This window comes from Pedobacter nyackensis (assembly GCF_900176505.1).
Classification (GTDB): Bacteria; Bacteroidota; Bacteroidia; order Sphingobacteriales; family Sphingobacteriaceae; genus Pedobacter; species Pedobacter nyackensis.
Genome location: NZ_FWYB01000011.1, coordinates 161,829 through 176,921 on the forward strand (window position 1 = coordinate 161,829; position 15,093 = coordinate 176,921).

The window sequence follows — 15,093 nt, forward strand, 5'->3', positions numbered from 1 at the left end:
TTGTCTTGTGATTAATTTTAGGGGTGTATCATATCTTATGATATGCCCCTTTTTGTATATACCTTTTATACCTTTATAAAATGAAACTTTTAACTCCATTTATTCTATTGTTTTTTACGCTTGCCGCCTTCGGACAGGATAAGCCTTTGTTGAACGATGACAGGGGTAAGTTGATTTTTTATGAGGTAGTTGTATTGAAGGAGGCTACTAAAGATTCCTTAGATGCAAGATTAGCTGCGTTTTTTAAAAACTCTGCCAAATCACTAAAACAGAAATCATTAGCGGTAGATTCCTTGATTCATGCTTCAGGAAAAATGATTATCAATAAAACAGCATTGGTTTTAAGTCGGCCTTCGGGTGAAGTGCTTTATAATTTCTATGTAGAAAACAGGGATGGTAAATATCGTTTCTGGCTTACGGATTTTAATTTCATTCCTTACCAAAGGGATCGCTATGGCAATTTTGTGCCTTCAACGACTGTTGGTACGCCACTTGAAACTAAGCCTGGAAAGTTGAATGCCGGAGAGTGGGCTAGTTACTTAAAAGCGACAACCAGGGCGGTTAATGCTTTTGCGGAGCGTTTTAAAGAGGCGATGAAAGGTAGGGCCGCTGTTCAACCAGCAGTTAAGGCAGTACCGGTAAATCCTACTCAGAAATGGTGATTAATGCACCATTTTATCTGCGCAGGTAGAGCTTGCAAATGCTTCAGGTTTTGCTTTAAAGATGAAGCCCATGCTTAAGATATAACCCATTGCTTCGTTCAATGCTTTATTTGATTTGAACATTGGGCTCGTGTTGATGTCTGCGTGCACTTCCAGATCAACATTGTACAGATCTAAGAGATCGCAAATAGAGTAGGCGGTTTCAATAGATTTTTGCACTTCAACCAGCATCCTTTCCTTGATGCTCATCTGTTGAGTGGTTTTTTCCTGATGGATGTACATGAATCCACCATGATGTTCCCTAAGTAAAACAATTACTGTCGCAAAATCCGTGTGTGCGCCTTTTACCTGTGAGTCGGTACCTATGCAGACCTTTAGCTTGTAGCCGTTGTCGGTTTCCCTGATGATTGCGTTTTCTACCTCTTCTAAGATAGGTGCGTGGATGATTTCTCCACTAAATTTCTTCCAGTTCATACGTTTATTGGTGTTAATTTTAAACAACCCGTATTTAGGTTTCTTAAAATTAGGTGTATAAAATTTAAAAATCGTTAATTAATTGTTGTTTATTTGTCAACAATTATCTATTTGTCAACAGATTAGCTTTATTGAAACCCTTTTTGATTTATAATTGTTATAACAAGGAATTGCGATTCATTAATATAAAAGAGAAGTAAACTAAACTAGGAGTATTATGAAGACAGAATTGTTAAATGAGTTTTACCTGCTACAACAAAGCATGGCCTCGGTTAATTATGATGAGGTGATCGAGGATCGTGTTTACATGCCGGTTAGGAAGGTTAATAAAAAAATGACGTCCTGGATTTCTGAACGGGGACGTATGCTGATGAATCTGGATGTGAAGCTGAATAGCTCGCTGAAGTACTTAAGGAAGAAGTATCTGAATTTTTAAGGCTTAATTGCACTATCTTTGCACCATGATGGTAGAAAAGATACTGGAGAAATTAAAGATTACTTCCCTTAATCAAATGCAGTTGGACACATTGGCTGCAAGTAAGGATGGGAGTGATATAGTTTTGCTGGCACCTACCGGTTCTGGTAAAACGTTAGGTTTCTTGCTGCCGGTATTAAATAATTTAAAGAAAGATGTTCAGGGTGTACAGGCGTTGATCCTGGTTCCTTCCCGCGAACTGGCTTTGCAGATCGAAATGGTATTCAGGCAAATGTCGACGGGTTTCAAAGTGAACTGCTGTTATGGTGGGCACGCTGTAAGAACTGAACGGAATAACTTTGAGCAACCTCCTGCAGTACTTATTGGTACACCAGGAAGGATTGCTTACCACCTTCGTCATGAGAATTTCGACGAATCGTCTATTACTACCCTGGTGCTGGATGAATTTGATAAAGCACTTGAATTTGGTTTTCAGGAGGATATGTCTTATATCATCCGTAAGCTACTTTCTTTAAAACAGCGTTTGTTAACATCCGCAACTGCGATGGAAGATATCCCTGATTTTACTGGAATTGCAAAGCCTGTAGAGATTAATTTTTTGAAGGACGCTGCTGTTGCCCCGGATTTAAAGCTGAAAAGAGTTTCTACGACTGCGGAAGATAAGCTGGAGACCTTGATGAAGTTGATTTGCAAGGTTGGTAATAAGAACATGTTGATTTTCTGTAACCATAGGGAGACGGTTGATCGCATTAGTGATTTGTTGATTGATCAGGATCTTGCCCATGATATTTTTCACGGGGGAATGGAACAGGATGAACGTGAGCGTGCTCTGTTGAAATTTAGAAACGGTAGTATTAAAATTCTGATTACTACGGATCTGGCCTCAAGAGGTTTGGATATTCCGGAAGTGGAATGTATCATTCACTATCAGCTTCCTTATACCGAAGATGCATTTTTGCATCGTAACGGCCGTACAGCGCGTATGAATGCAAAAGGTACTGCTTACCTGATTGTTGCGGATGATGAGAAGTATCCTTTTTTGAAAAGTGATATGGAAACGGAGAATTTGAAAGGTAGTTTTTCTCTTCCGAGGGATAGCGAGTGGCAAACCTTGTACATCGCTGCTGGTAAAAAAGACAAGGTAAACAAAATCGATATTGTTGGTTTGTTGTTGAAAAAAGGTGGACTGCAAAAGGAAGATGTTGGCTTAATTGAGGTGAAGGATCAGGCTTCCTATGTGGCTGTAAAGCGGAAGATGGTGCCTCGTGTATTGGGTGCTCTGCTTAATGAGAAAATAAAGAATAAAAAGGTAAAGATTGAAATAGCAATGTAATATGAGTAATAACGATATTTTTAAAAAACTACGTGTAGCATTATCGCTTACGAATGATGATATCATTAAAATAATGGAACTGGTACAGTTCAAGGTGAGTAAGAGTGAGCTTGGAGATATTTTTAGAGCCGATGATCATCCTAATTTTAAGAAATGTGGTGATCAGATTCTGCGCAACTTTTTAAACGGACTTGTGATTTATAAAAGAGGTCCAAGACCTCCAAAGCAAGATAAAGACGTAGCTACTTCCTAGCTGGTCTTTTCCCACTCTTCGGCATGTGAGTTGATCTTTTTTACGACTGTATCAAGCTCATTTGCTGAAGAGATTAGCATTTCGATTACCCTAGAGTCGACTATTTCGACTGAGGCGTCAGTTTTCATTAATGCTACCAACCCCAATATATTACTGACCGGTTTTCTGATCTCATGTGAATTTGTCCAGGCAATTTCCTTGAGTCTTTTTTCATTTCGCACACTTTGATCAACATTAATAGCAATGACAATGTATGCGTCAATGTTTTTGAATTTGATGGAGTGGTGAGAGATCAGCATGTAAAAAAGGTCCCCATTTTTCTTCTGATGTAGCCAAATTCCCGTTTCGTGACCTTCGTCGTGATCTGACAGAAGGTACTTGCTTAATCGTTCTCGTTCATTTTCAGGACGAATATCTAGTGCTGTCATTTTAAGCAGTTGAGCACGACTATATCCGTACTTATTTACCATTACATTATTTACTGCCAGAAATCTGAAGTTGGATTTATCTATTACGTACACTGCTCCTGGCGAAGCCTCAAATAACTTAAAATAATTACTTTCCGCTTTTTGTAGGTTTTTCTGCCTTGCCCTGAGAAGGAAGTATAAGGCGGCTGCTGTAAAAAACATAAAGGAAATGTTTTTTAAGTCGTACAGAAAGCGAAGGTCTGTGTTGGGGTTGTTCCTGTCAATAGTACCTATAATGATTTTGCCAAGGTGTAACCAAGCCAGTCCTGCAAGAAGATAAATGATAATAATAAAAAGAAATGGCCTGCGTGTAGCATAGCCGGAATGTATTTCCATAGAGCGGTTGGGATGATTGTTTAAAAATACTAAAGATATCAGTGAATGTAGGTGGATTTATTAAATTTTTGATGGAATACGAGTAAGCCTGCGCTTTTAAGTGTTATTTTTGCAACCTTGTACAAATAATAGGAATATGAGCGACTTATTAAAAAGCCCAAACTTTCAAACTGGCTCAGATCTTGAATGGGAGTATGCATCTCCGGGGATTCAAAGGCAGGTTTACGGTTATGATGATCGGGTGATGCTGGTAAAGGTTAAGTTTGAGAAAGGTGCGGTGGGCGATGTGCATCAGCATCCTCATACCCAGGTTAGTTATGTGGAGAGCGGCGTTTTTGAGTTAACCATAGCAGATGAGACGCGGGTTTTGAAAACGGGTGACGGTTTCTACGTACCGCCAAGTACTTTGCATGGTTGTGTTTGTTTGGAACCAGGGGTATTGATTGATGTGTTTAGCCCGCACCGGGAAGATTTTATATAAGTAAATAGTTTAAGCTAAAGCTCAGGTTACAATCGTACGGAAGGTAAGGTTGACCCTGGGCTTTTGTGTAAGTTTAGTAGGAGGGAGTCTGTGTAACCAATTGGTTTGGGTATTGTCTTTCATTACCAGTAGACTGCCATGTTCCAGGATGAGAGAGACCGTTTGCTTGTTCTGTTTATGTTTAAAGGCGAATTTTCTTTCAGCACCAAAACTCATGGAGCCGATTGCACCATTTTTTTTAAGATCTTTTTCGCCATCGCTATGCCAGGCCATACCCTCATCGCCATTATGGTAAAGGTTAAGTAGACAAGAGTTGAAGGTTTCGCCTAAGGTTTTTTCCGCAATTTTTTTTAATTCGAGCAAGGCTGTTGTCCAGGGTAAGGCGCGCTTTGTCGTATTGGAATAGGTGTATTCGAATTCCTGATCACCATACCAGGCAACTTTTCGTTTGGTAAGAATGTGCTTGCCGAAGATAACCGCCTCATCATTTTTCCATTCAATATTATGCAACAGGGTATCTAAATAATGATCGGCAGTCTGCCCAGACATGAGTTTACCGAAATATTGCACCGATCCGTCATAGGGGAGTAGATTTCTAGAACCCGGTGTATCAGTGTTGAATAAGTCCATCTTTTGTTTTTTTGCTCAATAACTCCTGAAAAAATATGTTAGCAAAAGTCGGTAAAATCAAGGGTAATAGAAATCTGATTCTTGCTATTTTTTGAAGAAAAACCTCTACCTTGCAGGCTCTTTATGGAGGTGTCGAGCTTTTTTGCCAGCATTAGCTGTTTTTTTTTACTAGTGCTTTCTTTGCATTTGTTTTTTGCAAAACGAGGGTCTAGGCTATTGAATCGCTTGCTCTCTATTATATTTTTTTCAAGATTTGGACAGGTTCTGGTTATGTTGCTCGTCAGTTCGAATCAGCATAACTTTTTAGCCTTCTTTTACCAATTATTCACGCCTGTATATTTCCTGGGGCCAGCTTGTTTTTACCTGTATATTGCCAATTTTGTAAGTGCTCGTACTCGTTTTGGTAAATTGGATTGGCTTCATCTTATTCCGGCAGTGCTGGCTTTGATTCATGTGCTCCCTCTGCCTTTTTCTCCATCTATCAGATGGGAGGTTATTGCCAATCAGATTACAGATAATAAGCAGCTTTTTATTACAGAAAGAAGTGGGAATTTTGCAGCCTGGTTTTATTATCTGGGGAGGCCTGCTTTGTTACTGGGGTACTTATGTGCCAGTTGGTTTGCTGTACTGAAATCAAAGACTATTCATACATTGATAAGTGATTCGGATAGAAAATGGATATTCTTCTTCCTTAAAGCCGGAACTTTTTTTCAGGTGGTTAGTTTTATGCCATTGATTGTATGGGATATGAAAGAGCCTATGGTTAATGTTTCTTTCATTTTGCTGAATTGCCTGGTACTTTTAGTTATCGTGGTGTTTATCCTTCATCAGCCGCGTATGTTTTACGGGTACCTGTTTGTATCGGTCGACCTGGGTAATGATGCTGTGGAAGTGGTTAAGGAGCTGCCAGAGCCAGTTGTAGCGGCGACCTTGGTTTCCAAGAAGGTGAAATTATTGCCAGACCAGTTGTCGACCTATTCAGATTCTATGAAGTCGTATATGGAAAATAAGGCTCCTTATCTTCAGAATGATTTTCAGATTGTGGATCTGGCTGGTGAACTGGACATCCCGGTACATCATTGTTCTTTTGTGTTAAATAACTTACTGGGTAAAAATTTTCGTGATTGGATCAATGGATACCGGATTGGGTTTTTTATTGAACAATATCCGTTAAAGTCTGAACTGATGACTATAGAGGCAATCGCTTATGAGTCTGGCTTTAAAAGTCTGGCTACTTTTTATAATGCCTTTAAAAAAGAAACCGGTTTAATGCCTAAGACCTTCTTTTCTCAAAAAAAAGTTTCCTGATTTTTTCTTTTTGTTGTAACTATTGAATAGTTGGATAGAAATAGAAATTAATATTATATTTAACTACCGGTTTAATTGGCTTGCTCGTTTTGCTCGGTTTTAAATTTATAACGATTTAATTTATATCTAATAACAATCTCACATGAAAAGAATTTTACTTTCTTTATTTTTTTCTTTGTTTTTTTTTGCGACGAGGGCGCAATTGACGACAAATGCTACTTTAACATTTACTGCTGATGGTGCTTGGACCGACGGGATTGCCGAAGATGGTGAAGGTGGATCTGTGAATATTCCCGGTATTATAATTGAAGTACTGAGTATCTCGAATATTGCAGGTAATAATTTTGGTGCTATTTCTTACCAAAATTATTATGGTGATGGTGGTTTGACACCTAATGAAAACGATGGCGCAAAAGGAATGTCAATCAGGTCAAAGGATGGCAAAGAATTTGGTCTCAATCATTTTAATTATTCAAATTGGGGTGATACAGAGATTTTAACAAATACCGTTAAAGGATATAGGGATGGTGTTGAGGTCGCTTCTACTACATTTATTTATGATGGAATTACTAGCGGATATGCAAACAACCTAATTACTTTAGGTAGTTCATTTGACTATGTTGATGAGGTTCGGATTTATATTTCGGGAGGCGGCTATCTTCTTGATCAATCAAAAACAAATCATTCTATTAATGGTATTGGCTTGGCCCCACCACCTCCAACTGTAAGTTCTATTAACCGTGTGGGCACAACTCCAAGTAATAGGAGTTCAGAACAATTTACTGTAGTTTTCTCGGAAAGTGTTACTGGTGTGAATGTCAGCGATTTCGCACTTACAACAACAGAGACAGCGGCTGGTACCATTGCATCGGTATCAGGATCTGGCACTACATATACCGTAACTGTGAATCCGGTCACTGGTAATGGGACGCTAAGATTAGATCTTAACAGCAGTGGAACCGGGATACAAAACGGAGGGGCAGTTCCAGTTTCCGGTGGGTATACCTCTGGACAGATTTTTACCATTGATCATACCATACCAACAGCTACTATTGTAGTAACAGATAATGCATTGAGGATTGGAGAGACTTCTTTGGTTACCATTACTTTCAGTGAAGCTATTAGCGGGTTTGCAAATGATGATCTCACCATTGTAAATGGTACTTTAACTACTGTCGGTTCAGGTGATGGGATTACCTGGACGGCAACTTTTACGCCTTTAGCTAGTGTTTCAGACCCAACCAATTTGATTACCCTGAATAATGCAGGTGTTGCGGATGCCGCTGGCAATGCAGGAACCGGAACAACTAATTCTAATAATTATGCCATTGATACGACTCGTCCAACAGCTACGATTGTTGTTGCTGATGTGACACTGATTGCAGGAGAAACTTCATTGGTAACTATTACTTTTAGCGAAGCGGTTACCGGTTTTGCTAATGCTGATCTGACAATTGGCAATGGTACTTTATCTTCAGTAAGTACATCTGATGGTGGAATTACCTGGACGGCAACTTTTACACCTGTAGCTAGTGTTACAGATCCTACTAATGTAATTACCCTGAATAATGCAGGTGTTGCGGATGCCGCTGGCAATGCAGGAACCGGAACAACTAATTCTAATAATTATACCATTGATACGACTCGTCCAACAGCTACGATTGTAGTCGCCGATGATGCATTGAGGATTGGAGAAACTTCATTGGTAACCATTACTTTTAGCGAGGCGATTAGCGGTTTTGCTAATGACGATCTAATCATTGCTAACGGAACTTTATCTGCGGTTAGCTCATTAGATGGTGGGGTTACCTGGACGTCAACTTTTACACCAACGGCTAGCACTACCAGTGCAATCAATTTAATTACCCTGGCTAATACAGGTGTATTAAATGCATCCGGGAACACCGGAAGTGGAACTACCAACTCAAATAATTATGCTATCGACACCAAACGACCAACAGCTACAATTGTAATCACCGATGCAGCGCTGGCTATTGGGCAAACTTCTCTGGTTACCATCACTTTCAGCGAAGCTGTTGGCGGTTTGACGAATGCCGATTTAACTATTGCTAATGGAACTTTATCTGCTGTTAGCACGGCTGATGGTGGGATTACCTGGACCGGGACCTTTACACCTTCAGCAAGTATTACCGATGCAAGCAATTTAATTACGCTGGATAATACAGGTATTGCAGATTTATCGGGTAATGCTGGGAGCGGGACTAGCGATTCTAATAATTATGCTATCGACTCTACGCGTCCAACAGCTACAATAGTTGTTGCCGATGCAGCACTGATTGCTGGAGAAACTTCTTTGGTGACCATTACTTTTAGCGAAGCTGTGGGCGATTTTACTAATGCCGACTTAACCATTCCTAATGGGACTTTAACTCTTGTTAGCTCATCTGATGGTGGAATTACCTGGACGGCGACCTTTACACCAGCAAACAATATTGCCGATCCAACTAATTTGATTTCACTGAATAATACTGGCGTTTTAGATCTAGCCGGTAATGCCGGAACGGGAACTGTCAATTCGGCTAATTTTACTATAAATACCATACGTCCGACAGCTACTATTGTTGTAGCCGATAACGCAATGAAGATTGGAGAAACTTCCTTAATCACCATTACTTTTAGCGAAGCTGTTAGTGATTTTACCAATGCCGATTTAACCATTCCAAATGGGACTTTAACTCTTGTTAGCTCCTCTGATGGTGAAATTACCTGGACTGCAACTTTTACACCAACTGTTAGCATTACCGATGCAAGCAATTTAATTACCCTGGATAATACAGGTGTCTCAAATGCATCCGGGAATACCGGAAGTGGCACTACTAACTCAAATAATTATGCTATCGATACCAAACGACCAACAGCTACAATTGTAATAACTGATGCAGCGCTGGCTATTGGGCAAACTTCTCTGGTTACCATCACTTTCAGCGAAGCTGTTGGCGGTTTTACCAATGCCGACCTAACCGTAGCTAATGGAACTTTATCTGCTTTTAGTTCCTTTGATGGGATTATCTGGACGGCGACTTTGACACCCGTAGCTAGTATTACAGATGCAAGCAATGTGATTACATTAGATAATACGGGTGTTGCAGATCTTGCTGGTAATGCAGGAAGTGGAATTGCCAATTCTAATAATTATACCATTGACAGTCAACGTCCGACAGCTACGATTGTTGTTGCCGATGCAGCACTGATTGCCGGAGAAACTTCTTTGGTAACCATTACTTTTAGCGAAGCTGTTAGCGATTTTACTAATGCCGACTTAACCATTCCTAATGGGAATTTAACTCTTGTTAGCTCATCTGATGGTGGAATTACCTGGACAGCAACATTTACACCTGCTGCTGGTATTGCCGTTGCTACCAATTTGATTTCACTGAATAATTCTGGTGTTTTAGATCTAGCCGGTAATGCAGGAACGGGAACTGCTAATTCTGCTAATTTTACTATAAGTACCATACGTCCGACAGCTACTATTGTTGTAGCCGATAACGCAATGAAGATTGGAGAAACTTCTTTGGTAACCATTACTTTTAGCGAAGCTGTTAGCGGTTTTGCCAATGACGACCTAACCATTGCTAACGGAACTTTATCTGCGGTTAGCTCATTAGACGGTGGGGTTACCTGGACCGCAACTTTTACACCTGCTACTGACATTACAGACGCTAGCAATGCGATTGTACAAGACAATACCGGCATACAAAATGCATCCGGAAACATGGGAACCGGCACTACCAACTCTAATAATTATGCTATTGATACAACACGTCCAACGGCTACCATAGTAATAGCCGATGCAGGGCTTAGTATTGGAGAAACATCATTGGTTACGATTACCTTTAATGAAGCAATTTCTGGTTTTACAAATGCCGATCTAACTATTGCTAATGGTACTTTAACAGCAGTCAGTTCATCTGATGGAAATGTTACCTGGACAGCAACTTTTACACCTACCGCCTCTATTGTCGATGATTCCAATTTGATTTCACTGACTAATTCGGGGGTTGTTGATGCAGCGGGCAATATCGGAACAGGAACCTCCAGCAGTAATAATTATGTTATTGATAATGTTGCGCCTGCTGTCAATGCTATAGTGCGCGCAAATGTTAGTCCTACCAATGCAAGTAGTGTTAACTACACTGTTACCTTCTCTGAAAAGGTGAACAATGTAGATGTGAATGATTTTGTATTAACCACATCCGGTACGAATGGAACAATTTCGAATGTCTCAACCATTGATAATATTGTATATACCGTAACTGTAAATGCAGTAACGGGCGACGGAACACTGAGACTGGATTTAAAAGCCACTGGAACAGGTATCACAGATGTGATTGGAAACGTTTCGGGAGGTTATACTGCCGGTGATGTTTATACCTTTGATCATAGCCAAACTATTACTTTCAACCCGATTACAGTGAAGATTTATGGTGACGTTGCTTTCTCACTGGGTAATGTAAATTCCTCAGGTAATCTTCCTGTAACCTATACAGCTACTGATCCTTCTGTTGTTTCTATTGTTGGTAACATGGCAACAATTCTGAAAGCTGGAAGTACTTTGGTTACTGCAAGTCAGACAGGAAATAGCAATTATAATCCTGCGCCTAATGTGCAGCAAACTTTAACAGTGAACAAGAAGGCTTTAACCGTCACAGCTGAAGATAAAGAACGCTTTGCAGGTACTGAAAACCCGGTGTTTACGATTAAATATACAGGTTTTATTACCGGAGAAAGTAGTACGGCTTTGAGTACGCTTCCTACAATAACTACTACGGCTACCTTAGGCAGCGCCCCTGGTAATTACCCAATTAAAGCTAACGGAGCTGTTGCTGCAAATTACGACATTACTTATGTAGATGGTATTTTGAAAGTAAAACCTGGTGCACCAACTAACATTAGCCTTGCTGGAGTTACATTGTTTGAAAACAAAACCGCCGGAACCAATGCAGGAATGTTGAGTAGCACTTCAGATGATCCTTCAGCAACTTTTACCTATGTATTGGTTGGTGGAATCGGTGATACTGATAACGCCTCATTTGTTATTAATGGAAATACCATCAATACGGCAGCAAGTCTAAATTTTGAGTCTAAAGCCAACTATAGTATTCGTGTCAAAAGCACAACACAGCATGGCTTGAGTCTGGAGAAAGTCTTTACTATTGCTTTAAGTGATGTAAACGAAATTCCAACACTCTCAGTAATTAATAATCAAACGATTTGTTACACGACTTTAAATCAAACGGTAGCTTTAAATGGCATCAGTGCCGGCCCCGAGACTGCACAAACCACTACATTAAGCGTAAGCAGCACCAATGCGAACTTATTTGAAAGTTTAGATGTAACGGGTTCAGGTATTACTGGCTCTGTAAACTACAAAGCCAAAATCGGCGTTTCAGGAACGGCTACCATTACTGTAACCGTTAAAGATAATGGTGGTGCTGCCAACGGTGGTGTGGACACTTATAGCAGAACTTTTGTGATCACCATCAATGCTTTGCCAATTGTTGCTATAAATAGCGATAAAGGTACACAGATTAGTAAAGGTGAAACAGTAATCCTAAATGCGGTGGGTGGCTCCAGTTATGCCTGGGTACCTCACAACAGCATTCAAAATGGACTAAATTCGGCAACATTGACAGTAAGGCCACGTGAAACGACTACTTATACCGTAACAGTGACTAATGCCAGTGGATGTTCGCAAGCACAAACCTTTACTTTAACGGTACTGGATGATTTGGCCAAGATTAAAGCGGCCAATATCTTATCACCGAATGGTGACGGTATTAACGATAAGTGGGTGATTGATAATATCGATTTTTATCCGAATAATGAGGCGAAAATCTTCGATAGAAGCGGTCGCTTGATATACAGCAAAAAAGGATATGACAATAGTTGGGATGCTACTGTTAATGGTTCGCCATTGGCTGAAGATACTTATTATTATATTATCGACTTTGGAACCGGTAGGGTTAAATTTAAAGGCTATATTACTGTAGTCAGAGGAGAGTCGGCCCGATAAATAATTTAAATATTTTTGTACAATCGATCTAACAGATGAAAACAATATATAAAGCAGCATTAATATCCGCGTTTGTTGTCATGGGCACTTCGGCGAAAGCACAGTTGAACCCACTATCGGCACAATATTATACCAACCAGTATTTAATTAATCCGGCTTTTGCCGGTGCAGGAGAAGGAATAAAATTAAACGGTGCTTACCGCAAGCTTTGGAGCAATGTACCGGGTTCCCCTTTAACCCAGAGCCTGACAGCCGATTATGGTTTTGGAAAAGTAGGTGTAGGGCTTACTGTGAACAATGAGAGTGCCGGTTTGCAAAGACAAACACGGGTAGTGGGGAGTTATGCTTATCACCTGCAATTGAATGAAGGTAACCAGAGGTTACACTTTGGGGTGTCATTGGGGTTCATGAATCAGCGACTAGAGAATGCGGATATTTATGGTAATCCAAATGACCCAACAGTAGGGCAGTATAATGATCGTAAAACTTATTTGGACGGCGACTTTGGGGTAGCTTATACTTCGGATAAACTGAATGTACAGGCTGCTATTCCTAACCTTAAAAGTGTATTGAAAAAAGATGTAATCAAATTGGCTGATGTGGCTACTTTTTATACAGCGGTAAGTTATAAAATTGGTATCAGCGAAGGAATGGAGGGCATGGACGTAGAACCTAAAGTTGCATACCGCGGAGTGAAAGGGTTTGACAATATCTGGGATGCTGGCGCACAATTTAGTATTGCCAATAAGCAGGTCCTTTTGTTAGCGATGTATCACAGTACAGAAAATGCTACCTTCGGTTTGGGTATGGATTATAAAAAGAAATACCTGATCAGTGGTACTTATACCACGCAGACTTCGGCCTTGAGTAGTTACACCAATGGTAGTTTTGAACTGAATTTAAGATTGAATTTGAGTAAGTAACCTCCAGTTACAATAGGAAAGCCCCTGTGAAATTCATTCACAGGGGCTTTTTTGTGAAAAATAATTATAGAAGCCCTTGCTCATGAATCTGGCTTTAAAAATCTGGCTACTTTTTACAATGCCTTTAAAAAAGAAGCTGGCCTGATGCCTAAACCCTATTTTTCACAAAAACAAGTGTCATAAACCTTTCTGATAACTTCAGCAGTTTTACTAATTAACTATAACTATTGAATAGTTGTATAAAATCTGCAGTTAAAATTTAACTATTATGTAATGTTCTTGATAGTTTTGGATTTAATTTTAGTACCTTTTAAAAAGATTTTCAAATTCATCCCCATTATGAAGTATCTATTGTCTTCCTTAATAGTCGCATTTGTTGTTGGACAGAGCGACGCGCAAACCACGAATCAGACAGTTATCAACGCCACCGGCAATACTTATACTCACAACACCGGAATTATATTTGAGTGGAGCGTTGGCGAACTGGCCCTTGTTGAAACTATGACAAATAGCCGTGCAATTATTACCAACGGTCTGTTGCAGCCAGTTCTGCCCATACATTTCATTACAGAAGGATTTCCGGTCCTTGCCACTAATATTCTTTCACCTAACGGGGATGGGAAAAATGATACCTGGGAGATTAAGGATATCGAAAGATTTCCGGATAATGAGTTAACTATATTTGACATTTCCGGCCGGGCTCTGTTTCATACAAACAATTACCAGAACGACTGGACAGGCCATTTTTCGGGAGTTCCACTTCCTGAGGGTACTTACTTTTATAGCATTAAGCTTAAAAAAGACGGTAAGATCGGCGTAGTAAGAGGATTCATTACTCTAATAAAATAACACTTATTCCTACACATATGGTTAATTTTTACCAAACACGTTTTTTTTTAGCGGTTTTTGCATTGATCCTGTTTAGCTGTATACAGGTACAGGCTCAACAACTTCCGCAAATCAATTATCAGGGGGTGGCCAGAAAAGCTGATGGCAGCCCGGTAATGGAGCAATCTATAGCATTAAGGTTAACTATTCGTGATGGCGGGGCAACCGGCAGCAGCGTTTATTCGGAAACCAGGCAGCGGACCACAAACAAATTTGGTTTATATGCTGTGGTGATTGGCAGTACAGGAGCGCTTTCGCAAACCGGTTCAATGACCACTGTGAACTGGTCTACCGGCAATAAATTTCTCCAGGTAGAAATCGATCCTGCAGGAGGTGGAAGTTTTATAGATATGGGCACTTCTCAGCTTCAGTCTGTTCCCTATGCCATTTACGCAAGTACTGCCGCACCAGGTGGGACTGCGGGAGGAGATTTGGGAGGTACTTACCCTAATCCAACAGTAACCAAACTTCAGGGCGCTGCTGTGAGTACTGCGGTACCGCTTAATGGACAGATCCTTAAATGGAATGGAACTGTTTGGCTGCCAAGTGATATAGCCGCTACAATTGGTAAAGCAGATGCCACTACCGATGGGTATTTAAGTAAAGCCGACTGGCTGATATTTAATGGCAAGGCCACTGTTACTTATGTTGATGCAGCTATATTAGCCAATTCAAATGCATTAACGGCGGAAACCACACGCGCAACAACAGCAGAAGGCGTGTTAACTACAGCTGTAGCTGCCAAAGAAGCTGCTGCAAATAAAAGCACCAATGTTGCAGCCGATGCAGCTTCCGATACCAAATATCCAAGTGTTAAGGCCATAAAAACTTATGTTGATGGGGCTTCGGCAACAGGAACAACAGG

12 protein-coding genes and 1 pseudogene are annotated in these 15,093 nt (G+C 40.3%); 10 read left to right on the forward strand and 3 right to left on the reverse strand.

The genetic code is table 11. From position 1 onward, the window contains the following. Positions 1-80: 80 nt before the first annotated feature. Positions 81-662, forward strand: coding sequence for a DUF4468 domain-containing protein (locus B9A18_RS18335; protein ID WP_084290999.1), 582 nt, complete (start codon positions 81-83; stop codon positions 660-662). On the opposite strand, the gene B9A18_RS18340 is transcribed toward B9A18_RS18335, so the two are convergent. After that, on the reverse strand, positions 663-1,136 hold the full coding sequence (locus B9A18_RS18340; RefSeq protein ID WP_084291000.1) for a ribonuclease H-like YkuK family protein: 474 nt from the start codon (positions 1,134-1,136) through the stop codon (positions 663-665). Positions 1,137-1,353: 217 nt separating this feature from the next. On the opposite strand from B9A18_RS18340, the gene B9A18_RS18345 reads away from it, so the two are divergent. The 3 genes from B9A18_RS18345 to B9A18_RS18355 are packed head-to-tail and all read left to right on the forward strand — an operon-like array spanning position 1,354 to position 3,158. After that, positions 1,354-1,572 (forward strand): hypothetical protein, encoded by a 219-nt coding sequence (locus tag B9A18_RS18345; RefSeq protein ID WP_084291001.1) that lies wholly within the window; start codon positions 1,354-1,356, stop codon positions 1,570-1,572. Positions 1,573-1,597: 25 nt separating this feature from the next. Next, positions 1,598-2,905 carry a DEAD/DEAH box helicase gene (locus tag B9A18_RS18350; RefSeq protein WP_084291002.1) on the forward strand — a complete coding sequence of 436 codons (1,308 nt, stop codon included), beginning with the start codon at positions 1,598-1,600 and terminating at the stop codon, positions 2,903-2,905. Position 2,906: 1 nt separating this feature from the next. After that, complete coding sequence (locus B9A18_RS18355) at positions 2,907-3,158, forward strand: DUF1456 family protein (RefSeq protein ID WP_084291003.1); 252 nt, start codon at positions 2,907-2,909, stop codon at positions 3,156-3,158. On the opposite strand, the gene B9A18_RS18360 is transcribed toward B9A18_RS18355, so the two are convergent. Next, positions 3,155-3,961, reverse strand: a complete 807-nt coding sequence (locus tag B9A18_RS18360; RefSeq protein WP_084291004.1) for a PAS domain-containing protein — start codon at positions 3,959-3,961, stop codon at positions 3,155-3,157. The genes B9A18_RS18355 and B9A18_RS18360 overlap by 4 nt on opposite strands. A 136-nt stretch (positions 3,962-4,097) precedes the next feature. Here B9A18_RS18360 and B9A18_RS18365 point away from each other — a divergent pair, with 136 nt between their 5' ends. Continuing rightward, entirely contained in the window at positions 4,098-4,442 is a 345-nt protein-coding gene (locus tag B9A18_RS18365; RefSeq protein WP_084291005.1) for a cupin domain-containing protein, read from the forward strand. Positions 4,443-4,463: 21 nt separating this feature from the next. Here B9A18_RS18365 and B9A18_RS18370 read toward each other — a convergent pair whose 3' ends face one another. Next, the gene (locus B9A18_RS18370; protein WP_084291006.1) at positions 4,464-5,072 is read right to left on the reverse strand and encodes an alpha-ketoglutarate-dependent dioxygenase AlkB family protein; all 609 of its coding nucleotides are present in this window, start codon (positions 5,070-5,072) and stop codon (positions 4,464-4,466) included. Between the two features lie 270 nt (positions 5,073-5,342). On the opposite strand from B9A18_RS18370, the gene B9A18_RS18375 reads away from it, so the two are divergent. The 5 genes and pseudogenes from B9A18_RS18375 to B9A18_RS25180 all read left to right on the forward strand — a co-directional run. Continuing rightward, a complete protein-coding gene (locus tag B9A18_RS18375) occupies positions 5,343-6,380 on the forward strand; it encodes a helix-turn-helix domain-containing protein (protein ID WP_159452688.1) in 1,038 nt (345 codons plus the stop codon). 142 nt (positions 6,381-6,522) lie between these two features. Then, entirely contained in the window at positions 6,523-12,417 is a 5,895-nt protein-coding gene (locus B9A18_RS18380; RefSeq protein ID WP_084291008.1) for an Ig-like domain-containing protein, read from the forward strand. Positions 12,418-12,452: 35 nt separating this feature from the next. Next, positions 12,453-13,340: a PorP/SprF family type IX secretion system membrane protein gene (locus B9A18_RS18385; RefSeq protein ID WP_084291009.1), complete on the forward strand. Its 888-nt coding sequence runs from the start codon at positions 12,453-12,455 to the stop codon at positions 13,338-13,340. 339 nt (positions 13,341-13,679) lie between these two features. Beyond that, the gene (locus B9A18_RS18390; RefSeq protein ID WP_159452689.1) at positions 13,680-14,189 is read left to right on the forward strand and encodes a T9SS type B sorting domain-containing protein; all 510 of its coding nucleotides are present in this window, start codon (positions 13,680-13,682) and stop codon (positions 14,187-14,189) included. Between the two features lie 17 nt (positions 14,190-14,206). Beyond that, positions 14,207-15,093 (forward strand): annotated as a pseudogene (locus B9A18_RS25180) (hypothetical protein); the annotation flags it as partial.

Bases quoted from the DNA above. Each gene is read 5' to 3' on its own strand.
- B9A18_RS18360 (WP_084291004.1), bottom strand. From the start codon at position 3,961: ATGGAAATACATTCCGGCTATGCTACACGCAGGCCATTTCTTTTTATT.
- B9A18_RS18345 (WP_084291001.1), top strand. From the start codon at position 1,354: ATGAAGACAGAATTGTTAAATGAGTTTTACCTGCTACAACAAAGCATG.
- B9A18_RS18365 (WP_084291005.1), top strand. From the start codon at position 4,098: ATGAGCGACTTATTAAAAAGCCCAAACTTTCAAACTGGCTCAGATCTT.
- B9A18_RS18390 (WP_159452689.1), top strand. From the start codon at position 13,680: ATGAAGTATCTATTGTCTTCCTTAATAGTCGCATTTGTTGTTGGACAG.
- B9A18_RS18375 (WP_159452688.1), top strand. From the start codon at position 5,343: ATGTTGCTCGTCAGTTCGAATCAGCATAACTTTTTAGCCTTCTTTTAC.
- B9A18_RS18370 (WP_084291006.1), bottom strand. From the start codon at position 5,072: ATGGACTTATTCAACACTGATACACCGGGTTCTAGAAATCTACTCCCC.
- B9A18_RS18385 (WP_084291009.1), top strand. From the start codon at position 12,453: ATGAAAACAATATATAAAGCAGCATTAATATCCGCGTTTGTTGTCATG.
- B9A18_RS18335 (WP_084290999.1), top strand. From the start codon at position 81: ATGAAACTTTTAACTCCATTTATTCTATTGTTTTTTACGCTTGCCGCC.
- B9A18_RS18380 (WP_084291008.1), top strand. From the start codon at position 6,523: ATGAAAAGAATTTTACTTTCTTTATTTTTTTCTTTGTTTTTTTTTGCG.
- B9A18_RS18340 (WP_084291000.1), bottom strand. From the start codon at position 1,136: ATGAACTGGAAGAAATTTAGTGGAGAAATCATCCACGCACCTATCTTA.
- B9A18_RS18355 (WP_084291003.1), top strand. From the start codon at position 2,907: ATGAGTAATAACGATATTTTTAAAAAACTACGTGTAGCATTATCGCTT.
- B9A18_RS18350 (WP_084291002.1), top strand. From the start codon at position 1,598: ATGATGGTAGAAAAGATACTGGAGAAATTAAAGATTACTTCCCTTAAT.